At 68.1% G+C, this 15,631-nt stretch carries 10 protein-coding genes and 1 pseudogene; 7 read left to right on the top strand and 4 right to left on the bottom strand.

All coding sequences use genetic code 11. The features are described 5' to 3' along the window. The first annotated feature begins 75 nt into the window (after positions 1–75). The 5 genes and pseudogenes from JIX56_RS44420 to JIX56_RS44400 all read left to right on the top strand — a co-directional run. Positions 76–1,590 carry a terminase large subunit domain-containing protein gene (locus tag JIX56_RS44420; RefSeq protein ID WP_257549679.1) on the top strand — a complete coding sequence of 505 codons (1,515 nt, stop codon included), beginning with the start codon at positions 76–78 and terminating at the stop codon, positions 1,588–1,590. Positions 1,591–1,913: 323 nt separating this feature from the next. Beyond that, complete coding sequence (locus tag JIX56_RS44415; RefSeq protein WP_257549677.1) at positions 1,914–2,876, top strand: IS481 family transposase; 963 nt, start codon at positions 1,914–1,916, stop codon at positions 2,874–2,876. A gap of 121 nt (positions 2,877–2,997) precedes the next feature. Further along, positions 2,998–3,807, top strand: coding sequence for an alpha/beta fold hydrolase (locus JIX56_RS44410; protein WP_257551476.1), 810 nt, complete (start codon positions 2,998–3,000; stop codon positions 3,805–3,807). 33 nt (positions 3,808–3,840) lie between these two features. Then, positions 3,841–4,722 carry a helix-turn-helix domain-containing protein gene (locus tag JIX56_RS44405; protein ID WP_257549675.1) on the top strand — a complete coding sequence of 294 codons (882 nt, stop codon included), beginning with the start codon at positions 3,841–3,843 and terminating at the stop codon, positions 4,720–4,722. Between the two features lie 310 nt (positions 4,723–5,032). Next, positions 5,033–5,131, top strand: a pseudogene (locus JIX56_RS44400) (transposase); the annotation flags it as partial. On the opposite strand, the gene JIX56_RS44395 reads toward JIX56_RS44400, so the two are convergent. Beyond that, positions 5,116–7,221 carry a SpoIIE family protein phosphatase gene (locus tag JIX56_RS44395; protein WP_257549673.1) on the bottom strand — a complete coding sequence of 702 codons (2,106 nt, stop codon included), beginning with the start codon at positions 7,219–7,221 and terminating at the stop codon, positions 5,116–5,118. The pseudogene JIX56_RS44400 and the gene JIX56_RS44395 overlap by 16 nt on opposite strands. A 338-nt stretch (positions 7,222–7,559) precedes the next feature. Here JIX56_RS44395 and JIX56_RS44390 point away from each other — a divergent pair, with 338 nt between their 5' ends. Further along, positions 7,560–9,185: an RICIN domain-containing protein gene (locus JIX56_RS44390; RefSeq protein ID WP_257549671.1), complete on the top strand. Its 1,626-nt coding sequence runs from the start codon at positions 7,560–7,562 to the stop codon at positions 9,183–9,185. Positions 9,186–9,233: 48 nt separating this feature from the next. On the opposite strand, the gene JIX56_RS44385 is transcribed toward JIX56_RS44390, so the two are convergent. The 3 genes from JIX56_RS44385 to JIX56_RS44375 form a co-directional block, all read right to left on the bottom strand. Beyond that, complete coding sequence (locus JIX56_RS44385) at positions 9,234–9,911, bottom strand: DUF5701 family protein (protein ID WP_257549669.1); 678 nt, start codon at positions 9,909–9,911, stop codon at positions 9,234–9,236. 437 nt (positions 9,912–10,348) lie between these two features. Further along, complete coding sequence (locus JIX56_RS44380; RefSeq protein WP_257551474.1) at positions 10,349–11,662, bottom strand: RICIN domain-containing protein; 1,314 nt, start codon at positions 11,660–11,662, stop codon at positions 10,349–10,351. Positions 11,663–11,762: 100 nt separating this feature from the next. Then, positions 11,763–13,193 carry an endo-1,4-beta-xylanase gene (locus JIX56_RS44375; protein WP_257549668.1) on the bottom strand — a complete coding sequence of 477 codons (1,431 nt, stop codon included), beginning with the start codon at positions 13,191–13,193 and terminating at the stop codon, positions 11,763–11,765. 901 nt (positions 13,194–14,094) lie between these two features. Between JIX56_RS44375 and JIX56_RS44370 the strand changes: the two genes are divergently transcribed. Next, positions 14,095–15,573 (top strand): non-reducing end alpha-L-arabinofuranosidase family hydrolase, encoded by a 1,479-nt coding sequence (locus JIX56_RS44370; protein WP_257549666.1) that lies wholly within the window; start codon positions 14,095–14,097, stop codon positions 15,571–15,573. Positions 15,574–15,631: the final 58 nt, after the last annotated feature.

Below are 15,631 nucleotides of genomic sequence, written 5' to 3'. Positions count from 1 at the left end.
CGACGAGGAGCGCAAGGCCCGCATGCAGCAACTGCGCCGAGAGCTGGAGCGCCGCATCGGTCAGGAGGAGGCGACGTGACCGACAGCGGCTGGGCCCTGCGGCGCCGGATTGAGGCACTGCCCGACCCGTCCGCCATGACCCTCGACCAGATGCGCGCCGAAGTCGCGGCCTTGGCAGCCGCGGACGAGAAGTCCCGACGCCGCTGGGCCTGCCCTCGCCCCGACTGTGACGGCCTGGCGCACGAGGGATGGCGCCACAACCACGCCCGCGCGAACCAGCGGCCCCCGGACTGGCTGTGGACGACCTGGCTGCTGCTGACCGGACGCGGATGGGGCAAGACCCGCACCGCCGCCGAGCAGGTACGCCAGTGGGCAACCGAGCCCGGCCAGATGATCGCCGTCGTCGCCAAGAACGCCACGCTCGTGCGCGACATCTGCTTCGAGTCCCCGAAGTCCGGGCTACGCTCCGTCATCCCAGAAAGCGAGGTCCGCCGATACACGTCCTCCCTCGGTGAGACCGCGCTCCGGCTGCGCAACGGCACGATCATCCGCGGCTTCGGCGCGGAGACCCCCGACAACCTGCGCGGCTGGGCCTTCGACAAGACCTGGCTCGACGAATACGCAGCCTGGCCCCGCCAGACCGCACAGGATGTCTACGACATGCTGTGGTTCTGCCTCCGCGAGGCCGGCCAACCGCAGATGATCATCTCCACCACGCCCAAGCCCCTCCCGCACATCAAGCGCCTGGTCCTGCGCGGACGGGAGCAGGAACAGCAGTGGAGCGAGGCCGAGACCACTGGCGACGAAGCGGCCGAGCGCCCGAAGATCGTCATGGTGCGCGGCCACATGGACGACAACGCCGCGAACCTCTCCGACACTGCTCGCGCCGAGCTCGAAGCCGAGTACGCCGGCACCCGCCTCGGCCGCCAGGAACTGTCTGGCGAACTCCTCGAAGACGTCGAAGGCGCCCTGTGGCAGGGCTGGATGCTCGAAGTCGAAGGCTTCCGCCTCGACCGCCAGCACATACCCGACCTCAACCGGATCGTTGTTGCCGTCGCCCCCGCCACCAAGAGCCACGAGAACGCTGCCCTGACCGCCTTCACCGTCGCGGGCCGCGGCATCCCGCCCGCCACGACGTACGGGGACAACCGGCCCCGCGGCTACGTCCTGCACGCCGAGCAGAAGCGCCACACCCCGACCGCAGCGATGCGACGCGCCGCCGCGCTCTACCACCAGTACGAAGCCGACTGCGTGGTCATCGAGGCGAACAACGGAGGCGACTACCTGCCAGCTCTGCTCGAGCAGGTAGACCCGACCGTTCCGTGGCACATCGTGCACGCAACCCGGGGAAAGCGCGCCCGTGCCGCCCCGGTGGCGCAGCTGTACGAGCAGACACGCATCAACCACGTTGGCCGTGCTCGTGTGTTCGCGGAGCTGGAGGAGCAGATGACCACGTTCGTGGGCATGGGCGAAGCCGAGGACTCCCCGGACCTGCTTGACTCCCTGGTCTGGGCACTGTGGGACCTGTTCCTGGAGCACCAAACACACGTCGGTCGAGGGGACGACCAGCGTCTCAGCGGGCGACGGTGAAGGCCGGCAAACCGCACAAAGGCTTCGACCAGGACGACTCCCGCATCGACTTCGACCGCTTGTAGGTCACGGGCCCGCAGGGCCAGGTCGGGACGGTAGCCCGGTCCGTGCCGATGGAGGTGCTCCAGCAACATTGATGGTGCTCTCCACTCCGGAGCGGACCGCGTAGTCGGCAAAGTTGATCACGACATCACACAGGCCCTAGACGTGGTCCCGGGACGTTGGTGACAGGCGACACGCCTTGAGCGGTCCTTGAACGAGGCGAGGGCCTCTGGGTTCGGTGTGGATTGCGACATCTACAACCGACAGCCAGGAGGCCCTCGTTGTTCCACCGTAATGCCCCGCTGACTCCGACCGACAGGCTGCGTCTGGCCCGGTGTGTCGTCGACGACGGATGGCCGCTGCGGCGGGCCGCGGAACGTTTCCAGGTCAGCCACACCACCGCCGCCCGCTGGGCAGACCGCTACCGCCAGCTGGGAGCCGCCGGGATGCAGGACCGCTCCAGCCGCCCGCACCACCAGCCACGCCGCGCCACGGCCGCCATCGAGGAGCAGGTCGTGCGCCTGCGCCGCGAACACCGCATCGGACCGGTGCGGCTGGCCGCCCGCTGCAACATCGCCGCCTCCACCGCCCACCGCATCCTGCGCCGTCACGGCCTGCCCGCACTGGCCGCAACCGACCGGACCACCGGCGAACCCGTGCGCCGCTACGAACGCTCCCAGCCAGGCGAACTGATCCACATCGACGTCAAGAAGCTCGGCCGCATCCCCGACGGCGGAGGCCACAAGGTCCTCGGCCGGGCAGCCGGCCGGGCCGAGCAGGACCGCCGCAACGGCACTGGATACGCCTACCTGCACACCGCCCTGGACGACCACTCCCGCCTGGCCTACACCGAGGACCTGCCCGACGAGAAGGCCGCCACCTGCGCGGCCTTCCTGCAACGAGCAGCCGCCTGGTTCGCCGCCCGAGGCGTGAGGGTCGAGCGGGTGCTGACCGACAACGCCTGGGCCTACACCAAGAACACCTGGCGTGACACCTGCCGCGACCTGGACATCAGCCCGCGCTGGACACGTCCCTGGCGGCCCCAGACCAACGGCAAGGTCGAACGCTTCCATCGCACCCTGCTCGACGAATGGGCCTACCACCGGCCCTACACCTCAGACGCCGAACGACAGGCCGCATTCCCCGACTGGCTGGACTGGTACAACTACCATCGGCCCCACACCGGAATCGGCAGCCAACCCCCAGCCAGCCGCGTCACCAACCTGTCCGGACAGCACACCTAGGGCGTGTTTTAGAACTGGGGTCCGTGCCTCGCCTGGTGCCGTGATGACCGAATGCAGTCGTCAACTCCACGACGACATTTGTACAAGACCGATGGTCGACACCCCACGCATCATCACTCGCATGAATGAGTACGACGTTGAGCACGTACATGGAATACATGTGGTCCACGATGGCCCTCGACAGGCGCTACCGCTGCTGCTCATCCACGGATCGGGCGCCTCGGGCGGCTCCTGGAGCCCGATGGTCCCGGCACTCGCCGGTCATCATCACGTCCTCCGGGTCGATCTCCCGGGCTGCGGCCAGTCACCGCCCGCGGCGTCCTACGACGTGCCCGAGCAGGCGGTCCAGGTAGCGGCGCACCTGGACCTCCTCGGCCTCGGTCCCGTCACTGTGGTCGGACACTCCAGTGGCGGCTATGTGGCCACCGCGCTTGCCGAACAGCGCCCCGACCTGGTGAGGTCGATCGCGTTGATCAGCACCGGCCCAAGCTCCGACGCGCTCCTCCCGCAGCCGCTCGTCCTTCGCGTCCTGCTGGGCCCGCCGTTCGGGCCTCTCCTGTGGTCGAGGCGTTCAGACGCGATGATCCGCAAGGGGATCGGGGCGACGGCTGCTCGTCCAGTGGATGTCCCGGACGACGTTGTCGCCGAGATGCGGGGCACCACGTACCGCACGTTCAGGACGGTGCTGCGCCGGAACACGGAGTACATCGCCGAGCGGAGTGTGCCCGAGCGTCTCGCCGCCCTCGACGTGCCCGTACTGGCGCTTTTCGGCGCTGCCGACCCCCGTTGGGAGCCGTCGTCGGTGCACCAGTACGACGCGGTGCCGAACGCGCGGGTCGAACAATTGCCCGGGGTCGGGCACCTGCCTATGCTCGAAGCGCCCGAGGCGACCAGCAAGCTGCTCCTCGATTTTGCGGCAACAGACCGCTGACATCCCGCCCTTGATGAGGTCTAGGCTGGTCATATGCTGTCGACAGGGGCACCACTCGACTGGTCGCTTGTGGACATCGCCGTCCCCCGCTCGTCAGATCGGCTGCCGGGGGTCAGCATGGCCGGGTTCCGCCACCGTGCCCCGGCATCCGTGGACATTGCGATGGTCGCGCATCCCTCCGTCACCTTGTTCATCGACCTGAGCGAGGGCGAAGGCCTCGTCCACCGAACCCATGGCCGGGATGTCCACGGCAGTGTCGTCGTCGGGCTCCTCCCCGGCGAGCTCCGGGCAGGCGGCCGGGTGGGCGAGTGCCTCCAAATCCGGCTGGATCCGGCCGCAGCGGCTGCAGTGCTCGGCACGGCGACCGAGCTCACCGGGGCCGTGGTATCCCTCGAGGATGTCTGGGGCCGTGACGCCGGACGAACCGAGGACAGGCTGCGCGCCGCCGCGTCATGGGGCGAACGGTTCACGATTGCGGCGGACCTCCTCGGCCGACGGCTGGGCAGCCGACCAACAGTCGCCCCAGAGATCGCCTTCGCCTGGCGGCAGATGCGCACCAGCCGGGGGCGGGCGCGGGTTGACGGCCTTGCGGACGAGGTCGGCTGGAGCCGGAAGCGTCTGTCGGCTCGCTTCCGGGCTCAGCTCGGTATCACGCCCAAACGCGCCGCCCGACTGATGCGGTTCGACCACGCTGCCCGCCTTCTCGCGGCGGGTCACGCCGCCGCCGGCGTCGCCGCTGAGAGTGGCTACGTCGACCAGTCCCACCTTCACCGCGAGGTCAAGTCGTTCGCCGGGCTTACTCCCATGGCGGTGGCCGTCGCGCCGTGGCTCGCGATTGACGACGTTGCGTGGCCGGCTTCATCGCCGACGCGGAGCCCTGTGACGGGTGGCGGACACATCCCTGACCTTGGTTGAACAGCCTGTCTCCAACAATCCGCCTCCCGCTCGCCGGGGCAGCTTCAGCGACCTACCGCGTGGGGACCGCTGCTTTCGTGGCGTAACACAACGGCCAGTGGCCGTGGTGCCTCCACCAGGTACTTTCGCCGGCGCGCCGGGCCTCTCAGCGATCGCGGGCATGGAACCAACCAACTGGGGTCCGTGCCTCGCCTGGTGCCGCGATGATCTCGGTGTGGGGCGAGGGGATCTTTCAGATGACCAGTGGGCGGTGCTGGGGCCGTAGTTACCGGTCGCGGTGTTGGGCAGGCCGACGGTTGATCGGCGGCGGTTGATCGACGGGATCCGTTGGCGCGCGCGAACTGGCGCTCCGTGGCGGGATTTGCCACCCGAGTACGGTCCGTGGCAGACGGTCTATGGCCTCTTCCGTTGGCCCGGATCCCGGCGGCCTGGACTGCTCCCGTGCCGGGCGAGGAGCAGCGCCACATCGTCCTCAGGCTCATGGTCCAGGGCGCCGAGGAGCATGTCACACGTCTCCTCCAGGGGGAGGCGGGTGCCGTCCAGCAGGCGGAGCAGGCGCTGCAGTCCTGCTTCGACGGGTGTTGTGCGGCTTTCCACCAGGCCGTCCGTGAACAACGCGAGCACTGCCCCTTCGGCGAGTTCCCGCTCCTCGACGGTGAACGGCACGCCGCCCACTCCCAGTGGCACTCCGCCGGCGGTGTCGAGGAGTTCGGCTTTTCCGTCCGGGTCGACCAGGGCCGGCGGCAGGTGGCCCGCGCGGGAGAGTTCGCATCGGCCGTGCCGGGGGTCGCAGACGACGTAGAGGCAGGTGGCCAGCATGTCGGAGTCACCGAGGGACGTGGCGAGGCCGTCGAGGTGGTGCAGCAGCTCGGCCGGAGGCAGGTCGAGCCGGGCCAGGGCGCGAGTGGCCGTGCGGAGCTGGCCCATGATCGCCGCGGCGTGCACGCCCTTCCCCATCACGTCGCCGACGACGAGTCCGACTTTGTCGTCCTTGAGCGGGAGCACATCGAACCAGTCCCCACCCACCTCGCTGACGGCGGGCAGATAGCGGGAGGCGACCTCGATGCCGCCGTGATGCGGTGGCGGCTTCTGGGACAGCAGGCTGCGCTGGAGGGTGAGAGCGATGTCGCGTTCGCGCTCGTACAGCCGCGCGTTGTCGATGCAGATGGCGGCGCGCGCGGCCAGCTCGGTGGCGAGGGTGAGGTCCTGGTCGTCGAACGGCCGGGGGCTGACCGTGCGGCACAGGCTGAGCGTGCCCAGTACCTCGCCCCGGGCCACCAGGGGAGCGGCCAGATAGGAGTGGACACCGGCGTGCCGCAGCGTCTCGGCTACTGAGTCGTCCCTGGCGATACGCCGTATCGCCGTGTCGTCCACGTTTTTCAGCAGGATCGGCCGTGCCTCGCGTACGCACTGGGTGACAATCCGCGACGAGCTGTACAGGGCAGGCTCCCCGACCGGGTCCGTGGCCTCGATCGCATCGGTGGGATGGCTTGCTTTGAGGGCGAGCGCCCAAAAGTCGAGGGAACGGTCCGCCCGTGGTGCTGCCGTGCCGCCAGGGTTGACCACCGAGTCGAGTACGTCGACGGCCGCGAGGTCGGCGAGCTCGGGAACGGCCACATCCACGAGTTCATGTGCCGTCCGGCGCAGGTCGAGCGTGGTGCCGATACGGACGCCGGCGTCAGCGATCACCGCCAGGCGCTCGCGTGCCTTCGCGATCTCGGCCGCTGCCCGCTGCCGCTCGGAGATGTCGAGGATCGCCATCGCCAGGCCCAGCACACGCCCATTGGCGTCCTCGATCCGGTGGTACGACTCCGAGTACGCGTGCTCTTCGCTGTCGGCGGCCGTCCGGCCGACCGTCTGCTGATCCAGCAGTGGCTCACCGGTCCGGAGGACCTGGCGCATTCGCGACTCGATGGCCTCCACGTCGAGAGCCGGCAGCACCTCGCGGACGCGCCGGCCCAGGACCGCTTCCGCGGGGACACCGTTGATGCGTTCCAGTGACGGATTGACACGCATCCACCGCAGGTCCGTGTCGAAGACCGCGATGCCCACCGGCGACTGGCTGACCAGGATGTGGGACAGGGCCAGGTCCCGCTCCACGTTCTCCACGGTCTCGGCGTCGGTGCCCAGACCGAGGGCATGGACGTCGCCACGGGCATCGCGCAGCTGCATGGTGCGGAACTCCACCCGGCGCGAGGAGCCGTCCTTGTGCCGCAGCGGGAAGATCCCCGCCCAGCGCGCGCCCGTGCGCACGCGGTCGAACAGTTCGTGTGCCCGTGACCGGTTCTCCGGGGCCACCAGCAGTGCACCCGCGTCCTGGCCCAGCGCTTCCGCGGCGGAGAACCCGAGCAATGACTCGGCTTCGGGACTCCAGAGCACGATTCGGCCATCGCTCCCCAGGACGAGGGCCGCCACTCGCAGCACATCCAGCAGCCCACCCGGCGCGGCAGTAACGTGGTCCTGCCCGCCGCTCCCCGTCCGGGTCTTTTGCTCACGCATACCGGAGTTCCATTTCTTGCGTCAGCACACGGGTGCGCTCTGGCCCCCTCGCCACCGCCGGGCTCATGTCAGTCATACCTCTACCGACCGAACACCGCACGCCCTGACCGCAAGGGCAGCGAGGTGAACGGGCACGCCATCGGTGAACGGGCACGCCGTCGGTGAACGGGCACGCCGTCGCCACACCTGCTGCGTCGCCCTCGGCCATGTCTGCTTACAGCGCTTGAACCGCCCCTGTCCGGCCCATTGACTTTCCGTGAGTCCTGTCATTACCGTCTCGCAGAATTTCGAACAACGTTCGATATTTCGAACATATCGAACCACCGCATGAGTGCCCAATGAAGTTCGCCAAGGGAACGGGCTTCGCCGAGCTCGACCGGATCACCGCGAACCCGTACTTCAACTACGAGGCGATCCCCGCCGAGCAGAAGCGCGACGACGCCAACTGCTGCCACTGGAACGGCCCGAGCTGGCCCTACCAGACCAGCCAGATCCTGACCGGCCTCGCCAACCTGCTCCAGGACTACCCCGCGCAGAACTTCGTCACCAAGGCCGACTACCAGACGATGCTGGCCCAGTTCGCCGACCTCCAGCACAAGGACGGCAAGCCCTACGTCGCCGAGGCCGCCAACGGTGACACCGGCGAGTGGATCTACGACGGGTTCAACTTCAGCGAGCACTACAACCACTCCAGCTTCAACGACCTGGTGCTCACCGGTCTGCTGGGCATCAAGCCGCAGGCGGGCAACACACTGGTACTGAAGCCGCTGATCCCGTCCGGCTGGGACTACTTCGCGGTGGAGAACGTGCCCTACCACGGGCACACCCTCTCGATCCGCTGGGACCGGGACGGCTCGCACTACGGCAAGGGCAGCGGCCTGCAGGTCTTCCAGGACGGCCAGCGCATCCACCAGTCCTCGACCGCCGGCAACACCACCGTGAACGTGGCCGCCCCCGTCACCCCGGCGCAGCCCGCGCGGATGATGAACGTGGCGGCCAACCCGCTCACCGCCGAGCAGGACTGGCTGGGCCGCGCCATCACCCAGCCCTACCCGAAGGCCTTCGCCTCCTACACCAACACCGTCTCCAACGGCCCGCACTGCCACAGCGGCCAGACCTGCAAGCCGACCACCTTCGACGCCCCGCTGCGGGCGACGGACGGCTGGATCCGCTACGACAAGATCCCCGACGACCGGTGGACCAACTCCGGCTCACCCAACGCCACCGACCACCTCGGCGTCGACTTCGGCGCGCCGCGCAAGATCAACGAGGTGAAGTTCTACACCTACGACGACGGCGCGAACATCCGCGTCCCGGCGAGCTACACCGTCCAGTACCTCAAGGACGGCGCGTGGGTGAACGTCCCGAGCCAGACGAAGAGCCCTGCGGCGCCGGTCGCCAACAACCCCAACGAGGTCACCTTCCAGACGATCACGACCTCGCAGTTCCGGGTCGTCTTCACCCCGCAGGCGGGCAAGTTCGTCGGCGTCACCGAACTGGAGTCCTGGTACCCGGAGACACCACGGGTGAAGATCACCAACAAGAACAGCAACCTGGAGCTCGGTGTCGCCGGCTCCTCGATCGCCCCCGGAGGCGCCGTACAGCAGCAGACCGCCGACAGCACCGCCAACCACTGGTGGAAGATCGCCCCGGCCGAGAACGGCTACTACAAGATCTTCAACACCCACAGCGGGCGGGTGCTCGGCATCAGTGGCGCCTCCACGACCGCCGGTGCGACGGCGTTGCAGTGGGGTGACACGCTCACGGCCGACCATCTGTGGTCGGTGGTGGACGCCGGGGGCGGCTACGCCAAGCTCGTCAACAAGAACAGCGGGCTGGTGCTGGGCATCGACGGAATGTCCAAGTCGTCCGGGGCACAGGCCCTGCAATGGGACGACAACGGCACCGCCGACCATCTGTGGAGCATCGTCGCGGAGGACGGGTCCACACCGTTCACTTCGTGACCTGACGTCAGCCGCGGCCCCTGGAGGTCGCGGCTGACCCCAACGTCATTAGAGGTCCTGTCCCCTGCGGCCCGTCGCGGAGGCGAAGCCCAGCCATGTGTGCCGGTTGCCCCACCAGCACCAGCCGACCTTGGGTGCGTCGCGGCGCTCGCGGCCGTCCCGCCCGGTGCCGTTGCTGATCCAGATCGCCGGCGTGCGCGCGTCCAGAGTGCCGCTTGCCTTGCGTAGCCGGGAGCCGATGGTCATGAAGCAGTGGTTGCGCTCGAGGACCGCCGGCTGCTGAAGCACCCAGTGAATGCCCTCGGTGAGCAACAGCGGAGCGCGATCCTCCTTGGTGAGGGCCGGCAATGCCTCCTCCGGACTCCAGTTGGCCATGTGGTCACCGCGGTCAAGGCCGGTGACGAGGTAGAGCCGGGCATCAGGCAACTGAATGGCGCAGGGGGCGAAGCGGTCGACGTCGGGCATGTCGGTGACCACGAAACCCGGCTTGCCGTCCCGGCGGAGCAGCGGCGCGAGGGCTGAGGCAGGGACAAGATCCGGGTGAACCGCGAGCAGAGCGCCGTCGTCACCCGCGAGTGCCGCAGCGGCCTCGGCGAAGGCACGAACCTCACCGGCGGGCAGTCCGGCAAGCTCGTGCACGCCCAGCTCGATCAGTCGCTCGGCCTGCGTGCTCAGAGCCGGAAGTGCGGGGAGAACTGTGGGGGTGGCGGGTGTGGTTTCGGGCACGATACTCCCAGGGATAGCGACGAGAACGGGCTCGTCGGCAACGAGGCGGCCCACCGAAACGTTCCCACCGCTACCGTCTCCGCCCCATCCCGTGATCACGACCCCGCACGCGCTCCCGAGACCAAGATCCGGAGCAGTCCCGGGTCATCAACCCACCATCCGTCGCAGTGAGGCGTTGCCGCTGGTCAAAGGCGCGCAAGGCGTATACAGCCGGGCTCCGCCACTGGCGCCGCCAGCCTGGCCGAGCTGGGCCCGCCCCTGCGCGTACATGTATGGACCCCGCCCCTCGTCAAGGACGACTGGTGGTGCGGGCCTAACGGCGGTTAACGCCGGCGTGGGAGCTCTCCTGAGAAGGCCTCTCCCGTCCTTCAATCCGGGATGGACGTCGACGGAGTGGAGCCAGGATCATCCTGGCTCCACTCCGCGGTGCCGGCATGTCACTGGAACTGTGCGAAGAACCTCCAGATCTCTGCTTTGGTCCAGGTGGCGACGCCGCTTTCGCCGGAGGAGCCGTCGACCGGACCGGGTATGTGGCCTCCGTCGAACGCGGCCCATTGGACCGGGTATCCGGCACGGCAGCCGGAGTAGGTGGTGGTGATGTGCGTTCGGCTGCCCGGCGCGGGCTCGCGCGGGCTCTGGGGGGTGCAGCCGTTGTTGCGGACGAATGTGTCGCGCAGGGACCGTCCTTGCCCGATGTTGAGGACGGAGTCGCTGATGCCGTGGATCCCGAAGTAGGCGATGGGCTGGTTGCCGCCGCTGCACCCGCTGATCTGAGCGCCGGAGATGACCGCGACGGCCCTGAAGACGTTCGCCCGGCTGCACGCGAGTGCGTAGCTCATACCGCCGCCCCAGCTGAATCCCGTGGCGAAGCGCTGGGCCGGGTTGACACAGAGGCCGCCCTCGATCCGCCGGATCATGTCGTCGACGAAGGTGATGTCCTCACCGCCCGAATTGGCCCAGCCGTTGCCGAGGCCCTGGGGGGCGACGAGGATCGCGCCGTTGTTCGACTGTTCCTGCTGGCCGTAGTAGGACCAGGCGCTCCCGCTCGTGCCGCCCGAGGCGACATCGCCGGCGGTTCCGCCCCGCCAGTGGAACGCGAAGATCAGCCGGTAACGGTGGCTGTTGTCGTAGTTGGCGGGAACCCTGAGGATGAAGCTGCGGCTCTTGCCACCGCTCTGAATCGTGTGCGTACCGCTCGCCAGAGTCGGAGCGCTGCCGCATCCGCCGCCGCCACCGCCACCGCCACCGGACGACAGCTTGATCATCTGCCATTGCTGGTTGGCGCCGCCCCAGTCGGAGTACTGGACGACGTTGCCGCCGTCGGCGGTGGAGGCGCCCTGCACCTCCACCGCCTTGCTGCTGGTGCGGTTGACCAGCCGGACGTGGCCCGCGTCCGAGTCGGCCAGGCGGAACTGCTGGTTGGCCCCGTTGTGGTCGGCCCACTGCTGGATCGCGGCACCGTCTGCGGTCGAGGCGCCGGCCACGTCGAGAACCTTGCCCGAATGCCGGGCCTTGAGGCGGTAGAAGCCGCCGCCAGAGTCAACGAACTGCCACTGCTGGTTGGCTCCGTCGCTGCGCGTCCACTGGCTGACCCGCGCGCCGTCGGCGGTGGACGTGCCAGAGACGTCCAGCGCCTTGCCGCTGTTGCGATTGACCAGGACGTACCAGGCATTGGTGTCCACCGTCGCCGCCTCGGCGGGCGCCGGATTCACCGCGGCGAGCATGCCGATCGCGAGGGTCGCCGCCACCACGGCTGCGACCCGGGACCACCAGCGATGTCTTCCTGGAGGGGCGGGGGAAGCCGCACCGTAGGTCTTCATCGATCCACCCTTTCGTCTGTGGCAGGTCCCATCAGGTGCGGGTCCAGCGTTGGTTGCTGCCGTTCGAGCAGGAATAGAGCTGGATCAGGGTGCCGTTGGCGGTGCCGCTTGCGACGGCGTCGAGGCAGAGGCCGGACTGGACGCCGACGATGGATCCGTCGGAGTTGAGGCGCCATTTCTGGTTGTCGCCGCCCCAGCAGCTGTAGATCTGGACTTTGGTGCCGTTACCGGTGCCGGCGGCGTCCAGGCACTTGTTGCCGTAGACCCTGAGCTCGCCGGCGGCGGTGTACGTCCACTGCTGGTTGGTGCCGTTGTTGCAGTCCCACAGCTGGAGCTGGGTGCCGTCGGTGGTACTGGTGTTGGGCACGTCCAGGCAGCGGCCCGAACCGACGCCCTTGATCGGTCCGGAATCCGCAGGGGGCGTAGTGGAGCCGCCGTTGAGTGCGTTGAGGACGGCGGTGTAGGCGGGCTTTTTGCTGCCGTTGCCGTTGAACAGCAGCGGCGTGTCCCCCGGTCGCCAGGAGTCGGTGTCGCGCACTCCCCAGACGGTGATGCCGAGGCAGCGCGGGACGGCCAGGCAGTCGTTGGTCACGTGGGCGTAGGTCGTGGCCGGGGCGCCCTGGATGTCGAGTTCGGTGATGGCCACGTCGACGCCGAGGGCGGCGAAGTTCTGCAGGGTGGTGCGGAAGTTGCTGTTGTAGGGGCTGCCGCTGTTGAAGTGCGACTGGAAGCCGACGCAGTCGATCGGCACGCCGCGCTGCTTGAAGTCTCGGACCATGCGGTACATGGCCTGGGTCTTGGCCCAGGTCCAGTTCTCGACGTTGTAGTCGTTGTAGCAGAGCTTGGCGGCCGGGTCGGCGGCGCGCGCGGTGCGGAAGGCGACCTCGATCCAGTCGTTGCCGGTGCGTTGCAGGTTGGAGTCGCGCCGGGCTCCCGAATTGCCGTCCTCGAAGGCCTCGTTTACGACGTCCCACTGGACGATCTTGCCCTTGTAGTGGGCCATCACGCCGTTGATGTGGCCGATCATCGCCTGGCGCAGGTTGCTGCCGTTGAGGCTCTGCATCCAGGCGGGCTGCTGGGAGTGCCAGGCCAGGGTGTGGCCGCGCACCTGCTTGCCGTTCTGCACCGCCCAGTTGTAGACGCGGTCACCGGCGGTGAAGTTGAACTGGCCCCGCTGCGGTTCGGTGGCGTCGATCTTCATCTCGTTCTCGGCCGTCACCGAGTTGAACTCACGGCCCGCGATCGTCGTGTACGCCGAGTCGCCCAGCCTGCCCGAGGCGATGGCGGTGCCGAAGTAGCGGCCGCTCTGCGCCGCCGCGGCGCCGAGCGTGCTCTCGGCGGCGTGTGCGGTCACCGGCGCGACCAGCGCGGCGACCGTACCGAGGACGCCCACGACCAGCGCCAACAGCAGACCGCGGATCTTCCGGCGGATAACGGATCTGGGAAGGGCATACGAGCCCATGGCTGTGCCTCCAAGGTAGAAATCACGGAAGGACTGAAGCGCGGGGGAATGCGTCGTCCGCTCCCACTCGGCAGACGGACGGGGCGGGCCGGAACCCGGGCAGCACGGAATTACCGGACACCGCCGTCGTGGGACCGGGACGGTCTCAACCGGCACGGACGCCACCCGGCCGGCCGTCGGGTGACGTACGGCGGGCGGCGGCGGTGTTTCGACACAGGCATGGGGGCACTCCAACGCGGCTCGGCCGGGGAACCGCCACGCGGCGTCGCGTACCTCTCCAACTGCGCGAAGAGCCAGGATGCGCTGGTGCGAAGCTCACCGGAACGTGACGGGGTGGCGCAGGTGCTCTGGTGCGCGGATCTGTCGTTGCAGCTGTGCGTGGATATGCCGTGCAGCACGGATTACTCAGGGCCGACGTGGTTCGGTATCTCGAACTACGGTCAGGCTCTCAGACAGGGAAGATTGAAGTATTGACGATGGATCGTCAATGCTCTCCGCAGAAGAAGTTTCGGTTCCTCATTCGAAACATTCGGAAATCCCGGCGAACCGGCGGCGAAACCCCGGCGCCACCATCGGCGGATGCCGCAGGCCGGGGCCGCGACGAGTGTGCGGACGCTGCTTGCTCCGCTTCTCTCCTCCGAGCGGACGCCTTTGACTGGCGAGCCGTATCCGCAAACTCCGGAGTTGTTCCGGTCGGCGCGACAGCTTGTCAGCCCAAGGGGAGACGCTGTTTGTGGACAGATCGGCGACAGCTATTGACCAGAGAGCCCCGCATTCCTAGCTTGTGGCGTCGAAGCATCGGGGAATTCTTCGAAACATTTCGAGGTTCCCTCCGCCCGGCACATCCGCTCTGCGGTTCATCGGGGTCACCTCACCCCCGTCCCCCAAAGGAGGCCCTCTGATGTGGTTTCGCCACCCGTCCCCGGTCCGTCCAAGACGCTTACTCGCCGTCCTCGCGCCCTTGCTGCTCGTGGCTACCTTCCTCGGCGCCCAGCCCGCCGCCGCGGCGACCGTAGACCCCAACGCCTCGTATGTGCTGGTCAACCGCAACAGCGGCAAGGCCCTGGACGTCTACAACCTGGCGACCAATGACGGCGCCCGCATCACCCAGTGGACCAGGAACGACCAGAACCAGCAGCTGTGGCAGTTCGTCGACTCCGGCGGCGGTTACTACCGCATCAAGTCCCGCCACTCCGGCAAGGTGCTGAACGTCCACAACGGGTCCACCGCCAACGGCGGCGCGATCGTCCAGTGGACCGACCTGAACAGCACCAACCAGCAGTGGCGGCTGGCCGACAGCTCGGACGGCTACGTGAGGTTCATCGCGCGCCACAGCAACAAGGCCCTCGAAGTACAAGGCGGCTCCACCGCCGACAATGCGAACATCGTCCAGTACGACGACTGGGGTGGCACCAACCAGCAGTGGCAGCTCGTCAAGGTCGGCGGCGGCAACCCCGGCACGTGCGATCTTCCGTCGACATACCGCTGGACATCGACGGGCGCGCTGGCGCAGCCCAAGGCTGGGTGGGCCTCGCTCAAGGACTTCACCGTCGCCCCCTACAACGGCAGGCATCTCGTCTATGCGACGACGCACGGCGCCGCGGGAACGGGAGCGGGCTGGGGTTCGATGAACTTCGGTCTGTTCACCAACTGGCCGGAGATGGCCTCGGCCAGCCAGAACACGATGTCGGCCTCCACCGTCGCGCCCACGCTCTTCTACTTCGCGCCGAAGAACATCTGGGTGCTCGCCTACCAGTGGGGCGGTGGGAGCGCCTTCTCCTACCGGACGTCGAGCGACCCCACCAACCCCAATGGCTGGTCAGCACAGCAGGTGCTCTTCTCCGGAAGTATCACCGGCTCCGGCACCGGCCCCATCGACCAGACGCTCATCGCTGACGGCCAGAACATGTACCTGTTCTTCGCCGGTGACAACGGCAAGATCTACCGGGCCAGCATGCCGATCGGGAACTTCCCGAGCAGTTTCGGCTCGACCTACACCACGATCATGAGCGATACGGCGGACAACCTGTTCGAAGCCCCGCAGGTCTACAAGCTCCAGGGCCAGAACCGCTACCTCATGATCGTCGAGGCGAGGGGCTCGCAGGGCCGCTACTTCCGCTCGTTCACGGCAACCAGCCTGAACGGCTCATGGACACCCCAGGCCGCGACCGAGAGCAACCCCTTCGCCGGCAAGGCCAACAGCGGCGCCACCTGGACCAACGACATCAGCCATGGCGAACTGATCCGCACCAGCGCCGATCAGACCTTCACCGTCGATCCCTGCAACCTGCAGTTCCTCTACCAGGGACGCAACCCCAACTCCGGCGGCGAGTACGGCCACTGGCCCTACCGGCCGGGTCTGCTGACACGACAGCGCTGACGGCGTGACACGAGTCCGGCTCCGGTAGGGAGCCGGCGGGGCGGGCTCGGCGGAAGGC

This window comes from Streptomyces sp. CA-210063, assembly GCF_024612015.1.
In the GTDB taxonomy this organism is placed as follows: domain Bacteria; phylum Actinomycetota; class Actinomycetes; order Streptomycetales; family Streptomycetaceae; genus Streptomyces.
This window is presented reverse-complemented; position numbering and strand designations above follow the sequence as displayed.